This is a genomic window from Bacillus sp. H1a (assembly GCF_000633475.1).
GTDB classification, from domain to species: Bacteria; Bacillota; Bacilli; order Bacillales; family Bacillaceae_G; genus Bacillus_A; species Bacillus_A paramycoides.
Genome location: NZ_AYMH01000012.1, coordinates 80,638 through 106,831, shown reverse-complemented (window position 1 = coordinate 106,831; position 26,194 = coordinate 80,638). Strand labels below are relative to the sequence as shown.

General features: G+C 40.1%; 3 protein-coding genes. All 3 read right to left on the bottom strand.

What is annotated here, in order from left to right:
• Positions 1–252: 252 nt before the first annotated feature.
• The 3 genes from U860_RS0105540 to U860_RS0105530 are packed head-to-tail and all read right to left on the bottom strand — an operon-like array spanning position 253 to position 26,188.
• Complete coding sequence (locus tag U860_RS0105540) at positions 253–15,162, bottom strand: non-ribosomal peptide synthetase (protein ID WP_025147703.1); 14,910 nt, start codon at positions 15,160–15,162, stop codon at positions 253–255.
• The gene (locus tag U860_RS0105535; protein WP_025147702.1) at positions 15,159–21,629 is read right to left on the bottom strand and encodes a non-ribosomal peptide synthetase; all 6,471 of its coding nucleotides are present in this window, start codon (positions 21,627–21,629) and stop codon (positions 15,159–15,161) included. Before U860_RS0105535 ends, U860_RS0105540 begins: the two co-directional genes overlap by 4 nt.
• Before the next feature lie 2 nt (positions 21,630–21,631).
• On the bottom strand, positions 21,632–26,188 hold the full coding sequence (locus U860_RS0105530; protein WP_025147701.1) for a non-ribosomal peptide synthetase: 4,557 nt from the start codon (positions 26,186–26,188) through the stop codon (positions 21,632–21,634).
• Positions 26,189–26,194 lie beyond the last annotated feature (6 nt).

The window sequence follows — 26,194 nt, the reverse complement described above, 5'->3', positions numbered from 1 at the left end:
TTAAAGTATTCGCTTCTGGTACAAAAGCTTCAGATCATTTACATCATGCTATGAACAACTCATACAGGTTTCTATTTCTCTATCAAGCAATTTTTGCATTAACCCCTAAAAAAATAATGCTCTCGATATATTCATAATTTCCTACACTTGATGTGCAATTATTGGGTAGCTCTTTTCATTTACACTACTACTCACAAATAACAACTTTAATAATCACAATTTTCGTTCATAGAGTTGCATCTTTTGTGCTCTCTATTTTTCCGTTAACGAAAGAGATTTCTCTTTTATTCCTTCTAATTCATTTAGTAGATACTTAGCCATTTTTTCAACTGCGGGGGAAGCTACTATTTCTTCGTGTGATCCAGGGACCGAATACATATTCACTCTTCCTTTTAATAAAGCCTTCCAGTCCGTAAACAATTCTTTACCTTCCTCAGCACTAAAGTAAATGACTTCCCCAAAATATGGTATTAAATCATGCTCTGCCATTAAATTCAGACACTTCCTGTGAGCATTGATAATTTGCTTCAAATTCGTAAGATTTGCATCAGGCGGGAGCACTCCTTCCACAATTAATTGCTCAACAAGCATGTCCTGTTGATGAACAAGCTCTTTTTCCTGCTCCACTAGCTCTATATGAATGAAATGCTCCAATATATAAGATAGCATTTCATCCTCTGTCTTGTAATCCCGTTCTGAAGGCACCTTGGTATCCATTAGTACCAACATCTCAACTTCTTCTCCCTGGTTCCGCAGCATAGTTGCGATTTCATAGGCGATGGCACCGCCCAGAGACCATCCTCCCAGACGATACGGCCCCTCTGGCTGAGCGCGCTTCATTTCCTCGATGTAGAGTTGAACTACTTCCGATAAAGTCAACCCTTTCATTCCTTCTTTCTCTACGAGAGGATTCTGTAGACCATAAAATGAGCAGTGATCCTTGAGTAACCTTGCTAGCTGAATGTAACAGAGTACATTACCCATAAAAGGATGAACACAGAAGAAAGGTCTTTTCTCCGATTCTTGTAATGGAACCAGAACCGATAACGATTCTTCCATACTATGATTCTCACGGATGAGACAAGCGATCCCTTCCACTGTCGGGTTCTTAATCAGTGCGGACACCTTAATCTCTTTTCCAAATTTCTCTCTGACCTTTGAAATCAATTTGATTACAAGGAGAGAGTGACCCCCTATATTGAAGAAATCATCGTTTACATGGACATCTTCTAACTGTAGCAAATCCTGCCAAATCGTAATCAACTGATACTCGATTTCATCCCGTGGGATGATTGGTGTAGAAAAGGTACTTTCTCTTTGAATTGTTAAGCTGTTCAGTACCTTTCGATCAACCTTCCCATTTGTTGTAAGCGGAATCGCATCTACCTCAATAAAGTGTGCAGGAACCATATAATTCGGTACTTGTCTCTTGAGATGCTCACGCCATTCATGCATACTTCCTTCACCCACCACATAGGCAACCAATCTCTGCTCTCCTGGTTGGTCCTCTCTTATCAAGACTACCGCCTCTTTCACCGATGGATGACTTTCTAAATTCGCTTCAATCTCTCCAAGCTCAATCCGGAATCCTCGAATTTTCACTTGATTATCGATTCTTCCCAGATAATCCAAATGGCCATCAGCTAAATAGCGGACTAGATCTCCCGTCCGGTATAACCGTTCCCCTTCATTAAATGGATGAGTAATAAAACGTTCTGACGTTAACTCTGGACGATTCAAGTATCCTCTCGCTAGGCCTGCTCCACCGATATAAAGTTCACCCGTTACACCAACTGGAACAGGTAACAAATTCTCATCCAATACATAGGCTTGAACGTTTGGCAACGGACGCCCAATGGTTACTCTCTTACTATCTTTTTTAATACAATAGCATGTCGCATCAACCGTACATTCTGTAGGACCATATACATTATAAAAATGGATATGGTCATCCTCTACTAGTTGTTCCCACAGTGATGGCATAATCGCTTCTCCACCGACCAGTACCTTGCTTGGAACATGAACACTATTGTTTGTTTCTAACAACCCCTCATCTATGAGTAATTGGAGTAGTGAAGGTGTTATATCGAACATTTCCAACTTATTCTCGCGAATATAAGATACAAACTGTTTAGGATCACTGCGAACTTCGTTTGAAATAATATACAAACTAGAACCATACAAAAGCATTTGTAATTGTTTAACGGATGAATCAAAGGCGATTGAGGCATTCAGACCAACACGCATGTTAACAGGTGTCCGATGTAAAAAAACCTCTTTCTGTAAACCATAGGATAGATTTAATACCGAATGATGCTGCACCAAAACCCCTTTTGGATTCCCGGTCGAACCTGAAGTGTAGATAACATACGCCAAGTTTTCTCCTGTCACTTTACATATTGGTGAAAAGATATTTTCTTGCGAAATCATTGCTTGATCCCGGTCCAAACAAACTGTTTCAACTTCTTCAGGTACCCAACCTTGTGATACTTCGTTCGTAACCAATATTTGAATTCCTGTGTCCTCCAGAATATATCGTAGGTGACTTTCTGGATACGATGGATCCAACGGAACATAGGCCGATCCAGCTTTCAAGATTCCCATGAGACCGACAATCATCTCAACTGAACGTTGGAAACAAAGCCCGACCAATGACTCCGTCCCAATCCCACATTTCTGAAGATAATGGGCCAATTGGTTTGCTTTCTCATTCAGCTCTCGATACGTCAACTGCTGATTTTCATCCACCACTGCCACCGCATCAGGTGTACGATCCACTTGATCTTCAAACAGTTTGTGGATCACACTCTCACGTGGATACGCTGCTGCATTATCATTCCATTCTTCCAGTAGTTGTTTCTGTTCTATTTCCGTAACATACACCAGCTCCGACAGAGTTTGATCAACGTTCTCGATCATTTGCTTTAACACCTGGCTTAAATGACCCAGCATTCGTTCAATGGTGAGGTCATTAAACTTGCTACGATCATACTTCAACTTTAACAACAAGTGACTTTGTGGGACAACTGTCAATCCTAATGGATAATGAGTTTGCTCTACTCCTTCCAACTCACCAATTTCTAGATTTCCTGAGGACTCCTCTTTCACTGGGTAGTTTTCAAACACATACAAGCTATGGAACAGCGGGGTTCCTCTAGGAACTTCACTCCATCCTTGAATCTCTGTCAAAGAAGCATATTCATATTGTCTTCTTTCTATCTCTTCCTCTTGTATCTTCTGCAACCAATCCATTATTTTTATATTATCTATCAACTGAATTCGCGTCGGTGATGTGGTAATAAAAGGACCTACAATGTTTTCAACATCAATAATCTCCGTAGGGCGTCCTGAGCTAGTTACACCATAGACAATGTCATCTTCTCCACTATACCGGCCCATGAGATACGCCCACGCACCTTGAATTACCGTATTCAAAGTGAGCCTATTGCGCTTCGCCCAGTTTTCTAACGCTTGGGTTTGCTCTTCTGATAAATAAGTTACCTTCTCTGTGTAACCTTTTTCTTGCTCTTTACTTTCTAATCCCAGCAGGGTTGGAGCTGTAAAACCTTTAAGTTTCTCTCTCCAGAATTGCTCCGCCTGCTCCTGATTCTGCACTCTTAGCCATTGAATATATTTCTTGTATGACGATGACTTAGGTAAATGCACGGCTTCTCCATTCATTCTCTTTTGGTACACTGTAAGCAATTCGTTAAAGACGAGTGGCAGGCTCCATCCATCCAACAGAATATGGTGATGTGTCCAAACAATCCGATATTCTTCCTCACCTTCTTGAATGACAGTCACCCGCATCAATGGCGCTTCATCAAAAAGAAAAGCTTGTTTTCGATCCAATGTCAAAAAGGCTTTTCTTTTCTCCTCTTTTTCCTCAGCAGTCAGCGTACGCCAATCTTCTACATTCACCTTAAATGGAACACTCTCATACACCACTTGTAAAGGCTCTTCAACTTCATCCCAAAGGAAAGCTGAGCGAAAAATTTCATGCCGCTGAATTACCGATTTCCACGCCTGTTCGAAAGTTACAATATCCAATTCTCCTCTAATCATGAAACTTAATTGCACTATATACGGCGCTACATGTTCATCCCCTTGGTCATGCAATGTATGGAAAATCATACCTTCTTGCAAAGGCGATAGTGGATATAAATCGGTAATCGGATAATTATTTCCACGATTCATCTTGGATAATACTTTTGTCAAACTGGCTTGGTCAAGATTAGCCATCACAAAATCTGAAACGGTCAGTGCAGATTCTCCATCCGCAGATTGAATCAATTTACTTAGTTGATGGAGCATATTCTCTGCAATACTTTGAATCGTTGATTTCGCGAATTGTCCTACATTGTATACCCAAGTGAACTGAAGTTTCCCATCCGTTACCATTCCAATTACATCGATTAAATGCGATCGCTTGGAACCGTTAGCATGATCTAATCGCTTAAATCCGTTCTCCGGAATAAGCATTGCATCGTCAGAAAACATTTGATCAAATTGTCCAAGATAGTTAAAACTAATAGACGGTGTATATTTAGACCCCCATTGCTCACACATTGTTGCGTTCAGGTACCGCAAAATCCCATAGTCAACACCCTTATTAGGAATTTTACGTACTTGTTCTTTAACTGCTTTTAATGCTGCAATTGGCGTGTCGGCACCGGTAATATTTAAGTGAACAGGATAAATACTTGTAAACCACCCTACGGTTCTCGATAGGTCAACGTCTTCGATAATCTCTTCCCGACCATGCCCCTCCAAATCCACGGTCAGCGTCGGTTGACCTGTCCATGCTGCCGTAGCCTGTACCAATGCTGTCAATAGTACTTCATTGATTTGGACACGATGAGTGCTTGAAATCTCTTGCAATAACGCACGGGTCTCTTTCTCTTCCAGCACCACGGTAATCTCCTCAGTTCCTGTGTTTGCTGGAACTTCGAGGGTGATATCCACTGGTAGCATAGCCACTTCTTGTTCGGATTGCTGCTCCCAGTAATCACGCACTTCTTGTACAATCCCAGCTTCAGCGTAATGATACAATTTCTCCGACCACGCTTTAAAGGATGTACTCTTTGTAGGTAGTTTGATCATTTGAGCCTGGTTCGCTTGATTATACGCTGTTTGCAGATCCTCCAGTAAAATCCTCCAAGAAACACCATCCACTGCTAAGTGATGAATCACCCAGAATAATCGGCCGGCTCTTTTCTCACCTTCATCAAAATACACCATTCTCATTAGCGGTCCTGCGTGTAAGTGTAAGCTTGCTTGTGCAGTGTCAATCTCCGTTTGAATCACTTGATGCCATTCTGCTTGCGGTACTTCTTCTAATGAAATAACGGTCAGCGTCGATTGTTCTTCGATCCCTTCGTTCCGCTGTTTCCAAGCTCCATCCGGTAACCGTTCATATCTTAAACGCAAGGCATCATGATGGATTAGAAGGGTACGCACAGCTTTCTCCAGTAATACTATATCCAGTCGCTCTTTTGTTCTAAAAAACATGGATTGATTCCAATGATGTGGGTTTGGATGATCTTGTGCAAAAAACCATTGCTGAATTGGTGTAAGGATCAGTTCTCCAGTTACAACTCCCTGCTCTGCTTGTACACCCCGTTCTTCATTGACTACTTGCGCCAACTCAGCAATCGTTTGGTGTTCAAACATTTGCTTTGGTGTCAATTGCAAACCTGCTTGTTTCGCACGAGAGACAATCTGAATGCTGAGAATCGAGTCTCCACCAATTTCAAAGAAGTTATCATTTCTTCCTACCTTATTAATCCCTAATACTTGCTTCCAAATGGTAGCCAGTGTTTCTTCGTTACCATTCCGCGGGGCAACACATTCACTTTCGATTTTCCTCTCCTCTGGTACAGGTAAGGCCTCACGATCAACTTTACCGTTAGCAGTTAGTGGAATGGCTTCCATCATCACAAATCCTGAAGGAACCATATGGCTTGGTAGTTCCGCCTTGAGATAATCTCTCCACTCACCTACATTCCCATCACCCACGACATATGCCACCAACCGTTTATCACCCGGTTGATCTTCTCTAACAATTACAACAGCCTCTTTTATGGATGCATGTGCGTTTAAAGCAGATTCAATTTCTCCGAGCTCAATTCGGAAACCACGGATTTTCACCTGGTGATCAATCCGCCCAAGATAATCCAGATTTCCATCCGGCAAGTATCTCGCTAAGTCTCCTGTCCGATATAATCGCGCTCCTGGGTCATTACTGAATGGATGAGGAATGAAACGTTCTGCAGTCAATTCGGGTCTGTTTAAATACCCACGTGCGAGTCCTGCTCCACCAATATATAGTTCGCCAGCTACGCCAATAGGCACAGGTTGTTGACAAGCGTCTAGTACATACGCTTCTAAATCTGGAATCCGTTTTCCGATATTACTTCTTGAAGCATACTGCACATCATCTTGAGTAATTGGATAATACGTAACATGAACGGTAGTTTCTGTAATTCCATACATATTAATTAACTGTGGGTCCAGTTCTCCATACCTTTGAAACCATGGTAACAAGCTGGTAGGATCGAGTGCTTCCCCACCAAATATGACATAGCGCAGATGCAAGTCTTTCTTCTCATCTTCTTGTTCACACACTTGTATCAATTGTCGAAATGCGGATGGTGTCTGATTAAGAACCGTAACCTTCTCCTTTACTAACAGTTGATAGAAATCCTTGGGCGATCGACTAATCCAGTAAGGAACAACAATCAATCTTCCACCATGGAGTAATGCCCCCCAAATCTCCCATACCGAGAAGTCAAACGCATAAGAATGGAAAAGCGTCCAAGTATCTTTTTCATCAAACTGATACCAACATTCCGTTGATTTAAATAAACGAATCACATTGTGATGCTCTACCATAACTCCCTTCGGATTCCCTGTTGATCCCGAAGTATAGATTACATACGCCAAGTTTTCCCTTGTCACTTCACATATTGGTGAAAGGGTGCTTTCTCGCGAGATCATCGCTTTATCCCGATCCAAACAAACTGCTTTGATTTCTTCAGGTATCCAACCTTCTAATGCTTCGGTCGTGACCAATACTTGAATCTTTGTGTCCTCCAGAATATATCGTAGGCGACTTTCTGGATACGATGGATCCAACGGGACATAGGCTGCCCCAGCTTTCAAGATCCCCATGAGACCGACAATCATCTCAACTGAACGCTGGAAGCAGAGACCAACCAGCGACTCGGTCCCAATCCCACATTTCTGGAGATAATGGGCCAATTGGTTTGCCTTCTCATTCAGCTCTCGATACGTTAACTGCTGGTTTTCATCTACCACTGCCACCGCGTCAGGTGTACGATTTACTTGCTCTTCAAACAGCTGATGAATCGCACATTCCTGTGGATATGCTACAGCATTATTATTCCACTCTTCCAACTGTTTTTGCTGTAATCCTGACAGTATCGGCAACTTAGCTAATGATTTATCAGGATGTTCCACGATTAAATTCAACCAATTTTCAAAATTTTCAGCTATGGATTCGATAGTTAAACTGTCAAATAAATCAGTCCTATAAACAAAAGTAAGCAATAAGCCCTCTTCCACTTCTGCGGCAGTTAAACTTAAATCAAATTTGGCGATTGAAGCGTGGCTTTCCATTACCTCTATACTTCGTCCATGTAGCTGTGGTAGCACCTGTCCCGTATTTTGCAAAGTAAACATGGTTTGGAAAATCGGAGAATGACTTGTACTTCGTTCAGGTTGGATAACCTCCACAATTTTCTCAAACGGGACATCTTGGTACTCATATGCCTTCAATGCTTTTATCCGCACTTGAGACAACAACTCTTGAAATGCCGGTGCGCTACTTAAATCAGCTCGATAAACCAACGTGTTAACAAAGAAACCAATCAATCCTTCAATCTCTCGATAATTCCGATTTGCAATCGGGCTGCCAACAATAATATCCGATTGTCCTGTATAACGAGCAAGGAAACTTTGATACGATGCCAATAAGGTCATGAAAAGCGTGGCCCCTTCTTGACGACTAAATTCGTTTAATTTATCCAATAATGAACGTGACAACAATACATTATGAGTTAATCCTTGGTGGGTTTGCACCGGAGGACGCGGACGATCCATCGGCAACATTAAGACCGGTAAATCACCAGACAATTCTTCCTTCCAATATGCCAGCTGTTGATTTAGTACTTCCTCTTTCAACCATTCCCTTTGCCATTGAGCAAAATCGGCATATTGAACTGGTAGTGGTGCAAGCTCTGCTGGTTTTTCACCAATCGCCTCCTCGTAAAATGCCATCCATTCTTGGAGCAAGATCTCCATCGACCATCCATCCGAGATAATATGATGCATATTACACAGAAGTACCCATTCTTCTTCTGAAATTTTCACGATTTGTCCATGGAACAATGGCCCTTGCTCTAAGTCAAATGGAAATTCGACTTCAGTTTGAATCCATTGCTTTAACTTACTTTCTCTCTCCTCTGAAGAAAGCTTAGTTAAATCCATATGCGGGAGAGGACGGAAAATATACGGTTGAACCTGCTGCACGGGATGACCGTTCACTTCATGAAATACCGTCCGCAAAGATTCATGGCGCTCTATCAACTGATTCCATCCCAACTCCAATGCTTCAGGTAACCAATTTCCTGTAAGACGGCATACCATTGGCATATTATAAAGTGCACTATTAGGTGCAAATTGATCGATAAACCATAAGCGCTGTTGGGCATAAGAAAGTGGAATATTATCTCCTCGTTCCATCGGCATCAATGGTGGAATTTCTTCTCGTTCTTTGCTTCCCTTACGTAACTGATCTATTCGCTTTGACAATGCCTCAACCGTTGAATATTCGAACAGTTCACGTACCGGTAATTTGATTTGAAAAACTTCTTGCAAGCGTGATACCACTTGTGTAGCAAGCAGAGAATGACCACCAAGCCCAAAGAAAGAATCCTGAACACCAATGTCTCCTATTCCTAGCACTTGACTCCACACTGAAGCGATAAGTTCTTCCAGCGGAGTTCGTGAGTATACAGTATTTTTAGTAGATAGTTCACTAAGTATAGGCAATGCCTTCAAATCAAGTTTTCCATTCGGTGTAAGTGGTAAAAACTCCATCTCAATAAAGTTTGTTGGAACCATGTAATTTGGTAAATGTATTTGTAGATGTTCTCGCCATTCATGGGCATTTCCTTCACCAACTACATAAGCTACTAATCTCTTGTCGCCTTGACTATCCTCTCGTACCAATACAACTGCTTCTTTCACAGAAGAATGTGCCTGCAAAACTGCTTCTATTTCTCCCAATTCAATCCGGAAACCACGAATTTTCACTTGGTCATCTATACGGCCATGGAACTGGAGAGTACCATCAGAAAGATAACTTGCTTTGTCCCCAGTGTAATAGAGACGTTCTCCTGGCTTGAAAGGATGCGGAATAAATTTTTCCTTTGTGAGATCCGGACGATTAGCATATCCGCGAGCAAGACTCTTTCCTCCAATATAGAGATCTCCAATCACACCAATCGGTACTAGCTGAAGATGAGAATCTAACACATAAACTTCTGTATTCGCAATCGGTCGACCAATCGATGGCGTACCTGTTGTCACACCTACAGGTACATAGCAATCCGTGGTAACAACGGTATTTTCCGATGGACCATACTGATTGATTACCGCAAAAGGAATATGTTTAGATGGATACTGTGTTAATTGATCCCCGCCCGTAATGATAAAACGAAGATCACTCTTCTCCGGCCAAGATAATTTCAAGAGTCTTTCCAGAATAGGTGTAGGTGCAAAACTAGCTGTAATTCGCGAATCAATGAGCCAGTCTCGTAGTGCTTCTGGATTAATTCTCAATTCCTCTGTTGACAAGTAGAGTGCTGCACCAGCAGTTAGATACGGCCAAATCTCCTGGACAGCCGAATCAAAAGCAATCCCCGCAATCTGAGTCGCACGATCCTCTGCTGTAATACGATAAACTTCTTGATGCCAAGAGACCATATTCATTAATGAGCGATATTCAACCATGACACCCTTTGGCTTTCCTGTAGAACCAGAGGTATAGACGATATAAGCTAAGTTCTCTGGATTTACCTGCCGTGTAGGTGCGATTACACTTTCCACTGTTAATTCTTCTAACTTCACCATTTCAACCTGTTCGAAAAGGCCTTCTTGCACTTCCGCCGTCACTACAATTTGAATTCCTGCATCTTCAATCATGTATTCTAACCTTGATTTTGGATACAACGGATCTAAAACGACATAAGCTCCACCAGCTTTTAATATGCCTAGTAAACTTGCCATGAGCTCAGCCGATCTCGGAAGATAAACTCCCACGACTGATTCTGGAGCCACTCCTTTTCGCTGTAAAACATTTGCCAATTGATTTGCTTGTGCATCCAGTTCACCGTAAGTCCACTCTTTTGTTTGATCAACCACCGCAATCGCTTCAGGATTCCTTGCTACTTGTCCCTCAAATCTGTCGCAAATAAGACTCTGCGGAGACATTTCCATTACAGTGTCATTCCATGTTTCTAATAACAAAGTACGTTCAGATTCAGATAACATGCTCAGACTATGCAACGGATTTTGCGGATTATGGGAAACTTCGTGTAGCCATTTCTCAAAGTGCCCTGCCATCCTTTCAATAGTTGTAGCATCGAATAAATCCTTATTGTATTCAAAAGTAAAAAGTAAGCCCTCTTCCGCCTCAGCCACCATTACACTTAAATCAAACTTTGCGATTGGATTATGGCTTTCTATCATTTCAATATTTCTATCAGATAACACCGGGAATTCTTGTTTCATATTTTGCAAGATGAACATAGTCTGGAAGATTGGCGAATGACTTGTACTCCGCTCTGGTTGTACAACTTCTACAATTTTTTCAAAAGGAATATCTTGATATTCATACGCCTTCAATGCCTTTTGACGAACCTGAGACAGAACATCCTTAAATGTCGGTCTACCACTCAGATTAGCCCGATAAACCAGCGTATTGACGAAGAAACCAATTAGTCCTTCAATTTCTCTATAATTTCGATTAGCAATTGGACTTCCAACCAGAATATCTTCTTGTCCCGTATAACGTGATAGAAAACTTTGATATGCAGCTAACAGGGTCATGAAGAGTGTAGCCCCTTCTTGACGACTAAATTCATTCAATTTGTCATGTAGCGTACTTGACAGAACCAGAGTGTATGTCGACCCATGATGAGTTTGTATTGCGGGACGCGGGCGATCCATAGGAAGTTGGAGTACAGGAAGCTCCCCAGACAATTCTTCCCTCCAATATCGGAGTTGTTGATCAAGCACTTCCTCCTTCAGCCATCCTTTTTGCCACTGAGCAAAATCGGCATATTGAACCGGTAATGGTTCAAGTTCTGCTACCTTTCCATCCGTGACTTTCTCATAGAATGCCATCCACTCTTCAAGTAGGACTCCCATTGACCATCCATCTGAAATGATATGATGTAAAGTACAAAGGAGAATCCATTCTTCCTCTCCCACTTGCAAAATACTTGTCCTGATTAGCGGGCCCTCGCCTAAATCAAATGGCACTTCTGTTTCTTGTTGAATCAAACGTTTAACTTCTTCTTCTCGGTCTTCTGGAGAAAGCATAGTTAAATCCATTTTCGGAATTGATTGAAAAGCATACGGTTTAATTTGCTGCACGGGTTGACCGTTCACTTCATGAAAGACCGTCCGCAAAGATTCATGACGCTCTATGAGCTGATTCCATCCCGTTTCCAATGCATCAGGTAGCCAACTCCCTGTAAGGCGGCATGCCATTGGCATATTATAAAGTGCACTATTAGGCGTAAATTGATCGATAAACCATAAGCGCTGTTGGGCATAAGAGAGCGGAATAATTTCCCCTCGTTCCATCGGCATTAGTGGAGGAATCTCTCGTTTTCTATCTCCTTTACGTAACTGAGCTAATCGCTTTGCCAGTGACTCCACCGTTGCATACTCAAATAGTTCACGTACCGGTAAGTCGATTTGAAAGATTTCTTGTAAGCGTGAAACTACTTGAGTAGCTAGCAGCGAATGACCACCAATCTCAAAGAAAGAATCCTGAACACTAATATTTCTTATACCTAACACTTGACTCCATACGGAAACGATAAGCTCCTCTACTGGTGTTCGTGATGAAGTAATATCCTCACTTATGAACTGTGCTTCCAATTCCAGTAAGGCTTTCCGATTAACCTTACCATTTGGAGTGAGTGGCATCGCTTCAACTTGGAAAAAGTATGCCGGAACCATATAATGGGGCAGTTGCTTCTTGAGATATTCACGCCACTCTCCAGTATCCCCTTCACCCACTACATAAGCTACTAACTGCTTATCTCCTGGATGATCTTCTTTCACCAACACGATAGCCTCTTTTACAGATGGGTGATCATGTAAAGATGCTTCAATCTCTCCCAGTTCAATTCGGAATCCTCTGATTTTCACTTGGTTATCCATTCTTCCAATATACTCCAAGTTACGATCACTCATATATCTCACTAGGTCACCCGTTCGATATAATCGTTCCCCTTCCTTAAAGGGATGCGGAATAAAACGTTCAGTAGTTAACTCTGGTCGATTGAAGTAGCCACGTGCCAAGCCTACTCCACCAAGGTAAAGTTCCCCCGCCACACCAATCGGTACCACCTGTTGATGTTGATCCAACACATACAACTCTGTATTATCAATTGGACGACCAATTGGAATAAGCATTGGTTCTTTTTCTAAATCACAATCATAATAAGTTACATCCACAGTCGCTTCGGTAGGGCCATACAAGTTAATTAACTTTGTTTGCTGAACATCGTAAAATACCCCCTTAAACCGGCGAGCCTGTTCAGTGTTTAATGCTTCCCCACTAGTAAAAACCTGACTTAAAGATGAAACATTCCATTTCGAGTTAAATTGTTCCATGTAATCCAAGAAAGTGGATAACATCGACGGAACAAAGTGCATAGTGGTCACACGATATCGTTCGATATACTCCTCAATCATCCCAGGATCTTTCTCACCTCCGGGTGGAAGTAAACAAACTCGTGCTCCTACAAATGACCACCAAAATAATTCCCAGACAGAAACATCAAACGAAAACGGTGTCTTTTGTAGGATTGTATCCTCCTCAGATAAGGGATATTTTTTCTGCATCCACTGTAGGCGGTTGATGACCGAATGATGTTCAATCATTACTCCCTTCGGGTTTCCCGTCGAACCCGAAGTGTATATGATATACGCTAAGTTATTTGCTGTTACTCCACTCACTGGAGCCAAATTACTCTCTTTAGAAATCATTGCTTGATCCCGGTCTAAACAAATTGCTTCAATATCTTTAGGTAACCATTCCTGTAGTGCCTCTTTTGTTAACAGCACTTGAATTTGTGAATTCTCTAAAATGTATCTCAGACGGTTTTCGGGATAACTTGGGTCCAGCGGGACATAAGCCCCACCTGCTTTCAAAATCCCAAAGAGACCAATAATCATATCAGGAGAACGTTCAACACATATACCGACCAATGATTCAGGTCCTATACCTTGTTTTTGTAGATAATGTGCCAATTGGTTCGATTTTTCATTGAGTTCTTGATACGTTAGTTTTCCACCTTCATAAACTACCGCCACTGCATCAGGTGTACGTGCAACTTGCTGCTCAAATAGCTTATGAATCATACAATCATAACCATAATCTACGTCCGTATCATTCCATTCTTCTAGGAGTTGTTTCTGCTCAGTGTCCGATAACATTGACAGCTTTGTATATGATTCATCTGGATGATACGCGATTTCATTTAGCCAGTTCTCAAAATGGCCTGCCATACGTGAAATGGTACTACTATCAAATAAATCCGTGTTGTATTCAAATGAGACAAATAGACCTTCTTCCACTTCGTAGGCAATTAAACTCAAATCAAATTTTGCAATAGACATATTACTTTCTACCATTTCAATACTTCTACCAGATAGATCTAGTCGTTCTTGTTTTATACTCTGTAGTGTAAACATGGTCTGAAAGATGGGAGAATGACTCATACTTCGTTCAGGTTGCACAGCTTCTACCACTTTTTCAAACGGTATATCTTGGTATTCATAAGCTTTTAACGCCTTTTTCTTTGTTTGATTCAAAATCTCCCGAAAAGTAGGGGTGCCACTCAAGTCTGATCGGTAAACCAACGTATTAACAAAGAAACCGATTAAACCTTCTACTCCCTTATGATTCCGATTTGCAATCGGACTTCCGACGAGAATATCTTTTTGCCTCGTATAGCGAGCAAGAAAGCTCTGGTATGCAGCCATTAAAGTCATAAATAAGGTAGATCCTTCTTGTCGACTTATATCCTTCAATTGACTGAGTAATTTATAAGGAAAAATCACGTGATGCGTATCCCCAGCGTAAGTCTGCGTAACCGGTCGAGGTCGGTCCACTGGCAGTTGTAATATAGGAAGCTCCCCAGACAATTCTTCCTGCCAATACGTAAGTTGACGATTTAGCACATCACCTTGCAACCACTCCTTTTGCCACTTCGCAAAGTCTGCATATTGTATGGATAATGAACTTAATTTAGCAGGATTTCCGCCCGTTTCTTCTTCATAGAAAGCAAGTAATTCATTCATGAATATACCGATGGACCAAGCATCAGAAATAATATGATGCATCGTACACAGTAATAACCATTCATCCTTTTCTAATTGAACAAGCTGATTACGAATTAAAGGACCATTCATTAAATCAAATGGTTCTTGCGCTTCTCTCGCAATTAAACTATCGACCTCTTTTTCTTTTACTTCTAGAGGAAGTTGAGAGTAATCTCTTACAGGTAATGCTCTAGGAAGGAATTCGATAATTTGTTGTACAGGTTGTTCTCCTACTTCTTTAAAAACAGTTCGTAATGATTCATGACGTTCAATGAGTCGATTGAATCCCTTTTCTAATGCTTCAGGTATCCAATTTCCTTTTAGATGCCATACAGTTGGAATATTATATAAAGAACTATTTGGGTTAAATCTGTCCATAAACCACAAACGTTGTTGTGCATAAGACAACGGGAGTGCTTCTTTATTCTCCTTTTTTTGCATTTGCTTCTGAAGCCATGCTCTCTTCTCAGGAGAAAGTGAACTCAGCTTTGCAAGTAAATCACTTCTCATTTTTTTACCCCTTTCTCAATCAAATTACTCTCGAATATCCCTTGTGCTTCTTCCTCTGATAGCTCTTCTAATTGCTTAAGCAGTTCAAGTAATTCTTCATCATTACTCACTTCTGCTTCTTTTTGAATATAGTCTTGAAGACTTACATTCTCCTTACTATCATTCTGCATTTCTTGATTTTTTTTATAGAGCAATTGATCAATCTGTTCTGCCAATTGCTGCACCGTATGAAACATAAATAAATCATGCAATGGTATCTCGATTCCAAAAGCCTCTTTAAGATTGGAAACAGCTTGCGTAGCAAGTAATGAATGGCCACCTATTTCAAAAAACGAATCCTGAATTCCGATATTTTCCATACCTAAAACTACATGCCATATCGAAACGATTGTTTTTTCCGTAGGCGTACGAGGAGCAATATAACCACTCGCTATCTCCTGTCTCTCTGGTGCTGGTAAAGCCTTCCTATCAATTTTTCCATTTGGAGTGAGTGGAAATGCATTCAATCCGACAAAATAGGCTGGAATCATGTAATTTGGTAGCTGGGCCTTGAGATAATCACGCCACTTATGAGCATCTCCACCTCCCACAACATAGGCAATCAAACGTGGATCACCAGGATAATCTTCCCGTACCATCACAATAACTTCGTTAACTAATGTATGCTTTTGTAATGTCGCTTCAATTTCTCCTAGTTCAATCCGGAACCCACGAATTTTTACCTGATGATCGATTCGGCCAAGATACTCCAAATTTCCATCCGGCAGATACCTTACTAGATCTCCAGTCCGGTATACTCGCTCTCCTTCTTTAAACGGATGCGGTATAAAACGATTTTGCGTTAAGTCAGGGCGGTTTAAGTATCCACGTGCTAATCCTGATCCACCAATGTAAAGCTCACCAACTACACCAATTGGAACCATTTTTTGTTCAGCACTCAGTACATATACTTCTGTATTGAAGACCGGTTTACCAATTGGTGGTACCCTATGCATGACACCCTTTTCTAATTCCATATATGTGGAATACGTAGTATCTTCGGACGGTCCGTATAGGTTGTACACCTTTTCAATCGTACTTCTCTCGTATAAATCTTGAACAAGTGCATGTGACAATGGTTCTCCAGCCAAATTCATCACCTTTACTGAAGAAGGGATTGTATTTGCTCGAACCAGTTCCTTCGCTGCCGATGGCACAGTATTGACCAAAGTCACACCCTTGGTAGACAACTTGTCTAGATGTAGAGCATTTTCAGCGACAATCACCTTACCACCCATCGTCAAGGGAACAAACACTTCAAAAACGGATAAATCAAAGGATAGCGAAGTTGAAGCCAACACTGCTGCTAAATCCTTTCGGGAATATGTGTGATGCGCCCAATGAATCATTGTTACTGTATTCCTGTGCTCAATCATTACTCCCTTTGGATTTCCAGTGGAACCTGAAGTATAGATGATATAGGCTAAGTTATTGCTCGTCACTCCACTCGTACACACCGTAGTTACTTCTTGTTCTATTTCTGCTCGATCACGATCAATACAAATTACGTCAACAGATTTAGGTAAAACCATTTTTTGCTGTAACTTTTCCTGTGTCACCAGTACCTTTATATGAGCATCCTCTAAAATATATTGCAGTCGACTTTCCGGATACGCTGGATCAATTGGGACATATGCTCCTCCCGCCTTCATGATTCCTAAGAGGCCGACAATCATCTCGGATGAACGTGTAACGCAAATCCCAACCAATGATTCGCATCCTACACCATTTTTCTGTAAATAATGTGCCAGCTGATTCGAGCGTTCGTCCAACTCTCGATATGTTAGTTCTTCATCTTCGCATACTACTGCAATTGCTTCTGGTGTTTTTTCCACTTGTTCTTCAAACAATGTATGAATCGTGCTTTCTTGTATATCTACAACACCTGTTTCATTCCATTCCTCTAGTAGTTGCTTATATTCTACTTTCGATAACATATTCATTTCCGATAATAAATCTTTTGGATGAGATACAATTTGATATAACCAATGTTCAAAATGACTTGCCATACGTTCAATGGTTGTATCATTAAACAAATCAGTATTATATTCAAAGGTTAGCGATAATCCTTCTTTCGTCTCAGAAGCAAATAAACTCAAATCAAATTTCGCAACAGAAGCATGACTTTCCATGAGTTCCATGTGTCTTTCAGATAGCTGAGGAAACTCTTGTTTCGTATTCTGTAAAGTAAACATGGTTTGAAATATCGGTGAATGACTTGTATTCCGTTCCGGTTTTACGGATTCTACCACTTTCTCAAATGGAATGTCCTGATACTCGTATGCTTTTAGTGCTTTTTTTCGTATCTGCGACAAAAGTTCTTGGAACGTCGGATCTTCACTGAAATCAGCTCGATAAACCAACGTATTTGCAAAGAAACCTATTAATCCTTCAATCTCTTTAACATTTCGATTTGCAATTGGGCTTCCAACCAAGATGTCGTCTTGTCCTGTATAACGAGAAAGGAAGCTTTGATACGCTGCCATCAAGGTCATAAATAAAGTGCATCCTTCTTGCAGACTTAAATCTTTGAGCTTTTCCTGTAGGGAATTCGCCACCATTAAGGACTGACTTGCACCACGGTGGGTTTGAACCGCAGGTCGAGGACGATCCATCGGTAATTGTAAAACCGGTAACTCCCCAGACAATTCTTCCTTCCAATATTGAAGGTGCTGATCCAAATTCACTTCTTTTTGCCATTCCTTCTGCCACATGACAAAGTCTGCATATTGGACAGATAACTCCTTCAGTTCCGCCGGTTTCCCGCTTAGTGCTCCTTCATAAAAAGCCATCCATTCTTCAAGTAAGATTCCCATTGACCACCCATCCGAAATAATATGATGCATCGTACAAAGGAGAACCCATTCTTCCCTGTCCACTTTCAATATTCTTGTTCGAATCAGAGGACCTTGTCCAAAATGAAATGGTTCCTCCGCTTCGTTTTGAATGAGCCGTTTCATTTCTCTTTCCCTATCTTCCAAAGAGAGATCTATTAGATCCGTTTGAGGGATATGTCTGAATACATGAGATTGAACCTGTTGAAAAGGTTCACCCTCTTGTTCTAGAATTATCGTCCGTAATGATTCATGACGCTCCAACAACTGATTCCATCCGGCCTCAAATGCTTCAATTGACCATTTACCTGTTAAGCGACACGCTGCATGAATATTGTACATCGCACTATTTGGCATTAATTGATCAATAAACCATAGGCGTTTCTGTGCATAGGAAAGTGGAATAGATTCTTCCCATGTCATAGGTACAAGGGGTGGAACCTCTCGTTTTTTATCTTCTTTGCGCAACTGATCTACTCGTTTCGCTAATGCTTCCACTGTATCGTGCTTGAAAAGTTCACGTAGCGGGATTTTAACCTGGAACAATTCTTGTAATCGAGAGACGATTTGAGTAGCGAGTAGTGAGTGCCCACCCCGTTCAAAGAAGGAATCCTGAATACCGATATTTTCTGTTCCTAACACTTGACTCCAAACCGAGGCAATAAGCTCTTCCGATGGCGTCCGAGGTAGAACATTTAAATCTCCTATAGGTTGCTCATCAGGTGCTGGCAAGGCCTTTCGGTCGATTTTCCCATTCGGAGTAAGCGGGAACTGTTCTAGCTCTACAAGGTGCACTGGAATCATGTGATTCGGCAATTGGTTTTGTAGATACTCTCTCCACTTTCGGATATTTCCATCGCTTATTACATATGCAACCAATCGTTGATCGCCTGGACGATCTTCTCTAACTAATACGACAGCCTCTTTAATAAACGAACATTTTTCTAAAGTCGCTTCAATTTCTCCTAGTTCAATCCGAAAACCACGCATTTTTACTTGATGGTCCATTCTACCTATAAATTCTAATTTTCCATCAGTTAGATATCTTACTGAATCTCCTGTTCTATATAGTCGTTCTCCCAATCGAAATGGATACGAAACGAATTTTTCGGCAGTGAGATTCGGACGATTTAAGTATCCACGCGCTAAACCGGCACCACCAATATATAACTCACCCTCTATCCCTATTGATTGCAAGCGTTGATTTTGGTCTAATACATATAATTGCGTGTTCTGTATCGGCTGCCCAATAGAAACAAATTCTTGATTAGGTTGCAAGTCAAATGCATTTACATAAATAGTGGCTTCAGTTGGCCCATAAAAGTTGGTTAATTTTACTTGTCCGCTATTATTCCATTGCTGTTGAAATCGTCTAACCAACCCTGAGCTTAGTTCTTCCCCACCAGAAAATACATGACGCACGGACGAACAATTCATGTTCAATTCAATATGATTGAAGTGATCTAAGAAAACAGATAACATCGAAGGAACAAATTGAACAATGGTAACCTGATGTTTTTCAATCACTTCAGCTATAATGGAAGGATCTTTTTCTCCACCTGGAGGCAGGAAAGATACACTTGCTCCAACGTGAATACCCCAAAATAACTCCCAAACAGATACATCAAATGAAAATGGGGTTTTCTGCAAGACCACATCCTTTTCAGAAAGTGGATATTTATGTTGCATCCATTCTAGGTAATTGATTACTGAATGATGCTCAATCATCACTCCCTTTGGATTCCCTGTAGATCCTGAAGTATACATAACATACGCTAAACTTCTTCCTGTTACACCACTTATACATGGAGTTGATTCTTCTTTTTCAATTGCAGTATAATCTTTATTCATACAAATCGTTTCAACATCTTCAGATATATATAAATTTTTCGAATTTTCTTCCGTCACTAGTACTTCGATTCCAGCATCCTCTAATATATAACGAAGCCGACTCTCTGGATAAGTAGGATCAAGTGGAACATACGCCCCTCCTGATTTTAGAATACCTAATAACGCTATCATCATTTGTAATGAACGTTCCATATATACTCCGACTAGAGACTCTGGACCTACACCACGCTTTTGTAAATAATGAGCTAACTGATTAGCACGCTCCTCTAACTCTTTATAGGTAATTTGTTCATTTTCGTAAATAGCCGCGATTGCTTCTGGCGTTTTTTTAACTTGCTCCTCAAATACCGTATGAATCATGCCTTCAGCTGAATATTTTACTTGAGTATTATTCCATTCCTCTAGTAACTGTGTCTGCTCTTCCATTGTTAAATGAGTAATTTCAAAGAGTTTTGAATCTAGGCTCTTCGTCATCTGAATTAATATTTGCAATAAGTGACCCTGAATCCGATTTATTGTTTCTTCATTAAAATAGCTTCGATCATACATCAACTTTAAAGTAATTTTCTTACCGGGCATTACAATGAGTGTTAAAGGATAATTTGTTTGTTCCGCGCTTTTAACATCTAGTAATCTTAAATCATCATTTCTCTCACCTTGAATTGGATAATTTTCAAACACATACAAGGTATGAAATAAGGAGCTATTCCGCGGAACCTCACTCCACCCTTGAATATCAACCAACGAATTATACTCATATTGTCTTCGTTCCATTTCTTTCATCTGTATTTTACGAAGCCAATCTACTACTGATGTATCATCCGTTAATCGAATTCTAGTAGGTAATGTGTTAATAAATAGACCTACCATATTCTCTGCTCCTATCAAATCAGTTGGACGTCCAGAGCTAGTTACGCCAAATACGATGTCACTTTCACCGCTATACCTACTCATCAAATAGGCCCATGCGCCTTGTACTAACGTATTCAATGTTAATCGACTATTTCGTACCCACTCTTGTAAATTCTCAGTGAGTTCCTCAGATACCTGATAAACACACTCTCCATAGCCCTTCTCCTGTTCTTGATCCTTTCTTTCCATCGCTAATGGCGTAGGTGCATAAAACCCCTTTAATTCTTCTGTCCAAAATTCCTCTGCTTGACTTTGATCTTGTTTATTTATCCACTGGATATATTTTTTATAAGGAAGAGATTTAGGAAGATTCAACAATTCTCCCTTTATCATCTTGAGATAAACTTCCATCACTTCACTAAAGACCAATGACACACTCCACCCATCTAGCAAAATATGATGATGTGTCCAAATGATTCTCGTTTCCTCTTCTGCTTCTTTAATCGCAGTGACTCTCATCAACGGTGCTTCATCCAATAAAAATCCTTTTCTACGATCTGCAGTCAAAAACTGGTGTAATTTCTTCTCCCTCTCATCATGCGAATGGGCACTCCAATCCTCATGATGAATAGTAAAAGGAAGACGTTGGTAAACTGCTTGCAGAGGTTTTTCTACTTCCTCCCACACAAATACTGAACGTAGAACTTCATGTCGATGAATAACATATTCCCAAGCCTTTTCAAAAGTAGCAACATCCAATTGTCCCCCGAGCAAGAAGCCTACTTGTACAATGTAGGAAAAAGAATGTTCATCATCTTGATCGTATAAAGTATGAAACAATATTCCCTTTTGCAAAGGTGATAATCCATATATATCTATAACGTCTCCCATCTTTACACCCTCTTCTTTGTTAATTTAAGTAATACTTTGCTCAAGCCTTCTTCCGTAAGATCCTCCGCATCAGCAAAATCTGATACTGTAAAAGCAGACTCTGTTGTTGGTTTATTTATAAGTTGACGAAGATGCCTCAACATACCATCTGCTATCGCTTGAATTTTCAATCTAGAAAACTGTTCTCTACTATACATCCAAACAAAATGTAACTTCTCATCTTTTACCATACCGATAACATCAATTAGATGCGATGGCTTGGAATCTGGAGCATGATCTAAAAATGTAAACCCTGTCTCTTGCATAAACAAAGATTCCTTTGAAAACACTTGATCAAATTGGCCCAAATAGTTAAAGCTTATTGAAGGCTTTTGCTGATAAAACGGAAGTAATTCTTTTTTCAAGTAACGTAAAATACCATAATCAACTCCGCGATTCGGAATTTGACGCAATTGATCTTTTATAGCCTTTAATCCTTCAATAGGTGTTTTGGTTCCTTGAAAATTCAAATGAACAGGATAAATACTCGTGAACCAGCCCACTGTCCGTGATAGATCAATACCTTCAATCATCTCTTCTCTCCCGTGTCCTTCTAGATGAATAGAAACCGTTTGCTGATTTGTACAATCGACGATAGCTTGTCCTAATGCCGCCAATAGCACCTCATTAATCCTTGTCTTATGAGTCACTGGAACTTCTTGTAACAACGCATGGGTTTCTTCTACTCCTAAAGTCCTCATCACTTGATCAACCGATTCTTCCGTTGTTTCTTGTATTGGGTAGTCCATTGGAATCTTCATCGTTTCTTTTTCTACCCGTTCATTCCAATAATCTTGTACTTCTTTTGAAATACCAGAATCACTGTATGTCTGCAGTCTTTCCGACCACTCTTTAAAAGATGTGCTTTTCGCAGGTAAGCGAACTCTTTGACCTTGTTTCAGCTGGTTATATACCGCCTGTAAATCTTCCAATAGAATTCTCCACGATACTCCATCCACTACTAAATGATGAATCACCCAGAATAATCGATCATTTCCATTCAAGGTATCCTCGAAGTAAACTACTCTCATTAACGGACCTGTAACTAAATTGAAACTAGCTTGAGTAATGTTCATCTCTTCTTGTATTACTTTATTCCACGCTTGTTCATTAGCATTGTTCCTTTTTACCACACGAAGTACAGACTGCTCATCAGTCCCTTCATTTCTCTGCCTCCACGTTCCATTTGGTAACTGTTCGTACCGGAAACGTAAAGCATCATGATGTTTCAGTAAGTTTAATATAGATCTCTCTAGTAACTTCATGTCCAATCTCTCTTTTACTCTTAAAAGCATCGATTGATTCCAATGCTCCGAACGTGGATGTTCTTGCTCGAAGAACCAGTACTGAATTGGAGTAAGAGGCACATCTCCTGTCACAATTCCCTGCTCCGCTTCTACTCCCTGAGTTTCTATAGCCACTTGTGCCAACTCGGAAATGGTTGGACATTCAAACATTTGCTTTGGAGTAAGTTTTAATCCCACTTGACTTGCTTGAGATATGATTTGAATACTGAGAATCGAGTCGCCACCAATTTCAAAGAAGTTATCATAGATTCCCACCTTTTTAACACCTAATACTTGCTTCCAAATGATAGCCAGTATCTTTTCGTTACTATTTCGAGGGGCAACACATTCACTGTTAATCTGTTTTTCCTCCGGCATAGGTAAGGCCTCACGATCAACTTTACCGTTAGCTGTTAGTGGAATGGCTTCCATCGTTACAAATCCCGAAGGGACCATATAGCTCGGTAGTTTCGCTTTAAGATACTCTCTCCACGCACCTACATTTCCATCTCCTACAACATATGCTACTAATCGTTTATCGCCGGGTTGATCTTCTCGAACAATCACAACGGCCTCCTTTATAGATGCATGTGCATGTAAAGTAGACTCTATCTCCCCGATCTCAATTCGGAAACCACGAATTTTAACCTGATGATCAATTCTTCCACGATAATCCAGATCCCCATCCGGCAAGTACCTCGCTAAGTCTCCTGTCCGATATAATCTTGCTTTCGGATCACTACTAAATGGATGAGGTATAAAGCGCTCTGCAGTTAATTCAGGTCTATTTAAATACCCACGTGCAAGCCCTGCTCCACCAATATAAAGCTCACCATCTACACCAATAGGTACAGGCTGTTGACAGGCGTCTAGCACATACACTTCTAAATCTTGAATCCGTTTTCCTATATTACTTCGCGAAGATTGGCAGACCTCATCTTGAGTAATCGGAGAATAAGTAACGTGAACGGTAGTTTCTGTAATTCCATACATATTGATTAACTGTGGTTCTTTTTCTCCATACCTTTGAAACCACGGTAACAAGCTAGTAGGGTCTAACGCTTCTCCACCAAATATCACATAACGTAGATGCAGTTTTTTATTCTCATCTTCTTGTTCACACACCTGTATTAATTGTCGAAATGCGGAAGGCGTCTGATTTAGAACTGTGACTTCTTCCTCTACCAATAATTGATAAAAATCCTTAGGCGATCGACTAATCCAGTACGGAACAACAACTAATTTCCCACCATATAATAATGCTCCCCAAATTTCCCATACTGAGAAATCAAATGCATAAGAATGAAAAAGCGTCCAAGTATCTTTTTCATTAAACTGATACCAACAGTCTGTTGATTTCAATAAACGAATGACATTGTGATGCTCTATCATAACCCCCTTTGGATTCCCTGTTGATCCCGAAGTATAGATTACGTATGCTAGGTGCTGGGAACTTACATCAGAAACCGGTAAAGCCTTACTTTCTTGCCCAATCTCATCTCGATCACGATTCAGGCAAATCGATTTAATATTTTCTGGCAACCATTTCAATTCTTTTAAACTTTCTTGCGTTACGAATAACTGAATGCTAGCATCCTCTAAAATATATTGAAGTCGCTGCTCTGGATAAGTTGGATCAAGTGGAACATAAGCTCCACCAGCCTTCAAAATCCCTAAAATACTTACAATCATTTCGAGAGAACGCTCAACGCACAGTCCAACTAAAGTATCAGGTCCTACTCCTTTTTTCTGTAGATAATGAGCTAACTGATTTGCACGTTCATTTAGCTCCCTATAGGTAACTCTCTCTTTTTCATACGTAACTGCAATAGCATTTGGATAAATCATCGCTTGCTGTTCGAACAATTCATGAATAGTTACTTGAGGTGGAAAATCAAGCTTAGGATTGTTGAACTCTACTAAACTTTTTCTTTTATCTTCTTCAGAAATGATTTCAATTTCAGCTACCTTCTGCTTTGGATTTTCAAAAGTATTTTCTATTATTGCTAACATAACTTTGAAAAAACGTTTTATCTCGTCATTAGAAAATAACTCTTCACGATAATCAATATGTACATGTAAAGAGTCTATATCAATCAAATTCTCAATATGCACTGCAAAATCTTGTACTTCTTCACAGTTTGGAATCCATAGTGAGTCACCACTTTCATCACGATCTCTATAATCAATCGTAGTTCCGAAAAGTCTAACATTGCTGTTATTCTCTTTATTAATCTGCTTTAATAACAAATCAAATGGGTATTTCTGATGTCGTAATGATTTACTTTGTTTTCTGGACACCCTACCAATAAATGAAAGCACTTCTTCTTCTGGATCGATATCCATTCTTAGGGGAACCGTACTCACCATCATTCCAATTAATTCCCGTTCCATTTTAGTCATACGATTGCCATAAGCCATTCCTAATGCAATATCAAGCGATGAGGTCCACCGATACATAGACAACGAAAATGCAGCGACAAAAAGAGTATATAAACTAAATTTGTAATCTTCAGAAAATTTTTCTATCTTTATCTTCAGATGCTCCGATAATATAAACGTCTCACGTGATGCTCTGGTACTAACTTGGTACGTATTATAGGATTTCAATCCCGTCACAGATGGAAGTGTTTTAAATTCCTCTAACCAGAATTTTTGATCTTTTTGAAAGCGACTACTATTTAAGTATGTTTGTTCATTAGTCAGAAATTGAACATATGAATTTCTAAGAACACCCTCCTCAGTCTCGCTATACATCTCATAATAATATTTTGCAATCTGACTGGTAAATATTTGGATTGATAATCCATCCATGATAATATGATGAACATTCCCAAAGACTGCACATTCATTATCGTTTAATTTTATTAAAGCAAAATAGTATAAATCTGAATTAAATAATGTAAACGTTTCTTTTGTTTTCTGCTCGATCCATTTCTCAAGCAAATCTGAATCTTCCACGGAACTAAAATCGAAAAACTCAAATTCTTGTTCTTCATGTTTAACAAAATATTGTTCAGGTTCCTGATGCACATTTTCTTTTAGTCTGATGCACAGACCATCATTTTCACTGATAACACGATTCACAACTCGGTTTAATTTTGAATAATTCATTTTTCGATGAAGTTTAAACAAGAACCTTAAATTACATATCCCTTTATCAGAATGAATAACTTCTGTATACCATATTCTTCTCTGCGGGTGACTTAATGGATAACATTCCTCATTCGTCATAAAAAT

What these genes read in the sequence shown, in the direction of transcription:
- U860_RS0105540 (WP_025147703.1), bottom strand. Translation starts at nt 15,162, where the DNA reads ATGAGAAGTGATTTACTTGCAAAGCTGAGTTCACTTTCTCCTGAGAAG.
- U860_RS0105535 (WP_025147702.1), bottom strand. Translation starts at nt 21,629, where the DNA reads ATGGGAGACGTTATAGATATATATGGATTATCACCTTTGCAAAAGGGA.
- U860_RS0105530 (WP_025147701.1), bottom strand. Translation starts at nt 26,188, where the DNA reads ATGACGAATGAGGAATGTTATCCATTAAGTCACCCGCAGAGAAGAATA.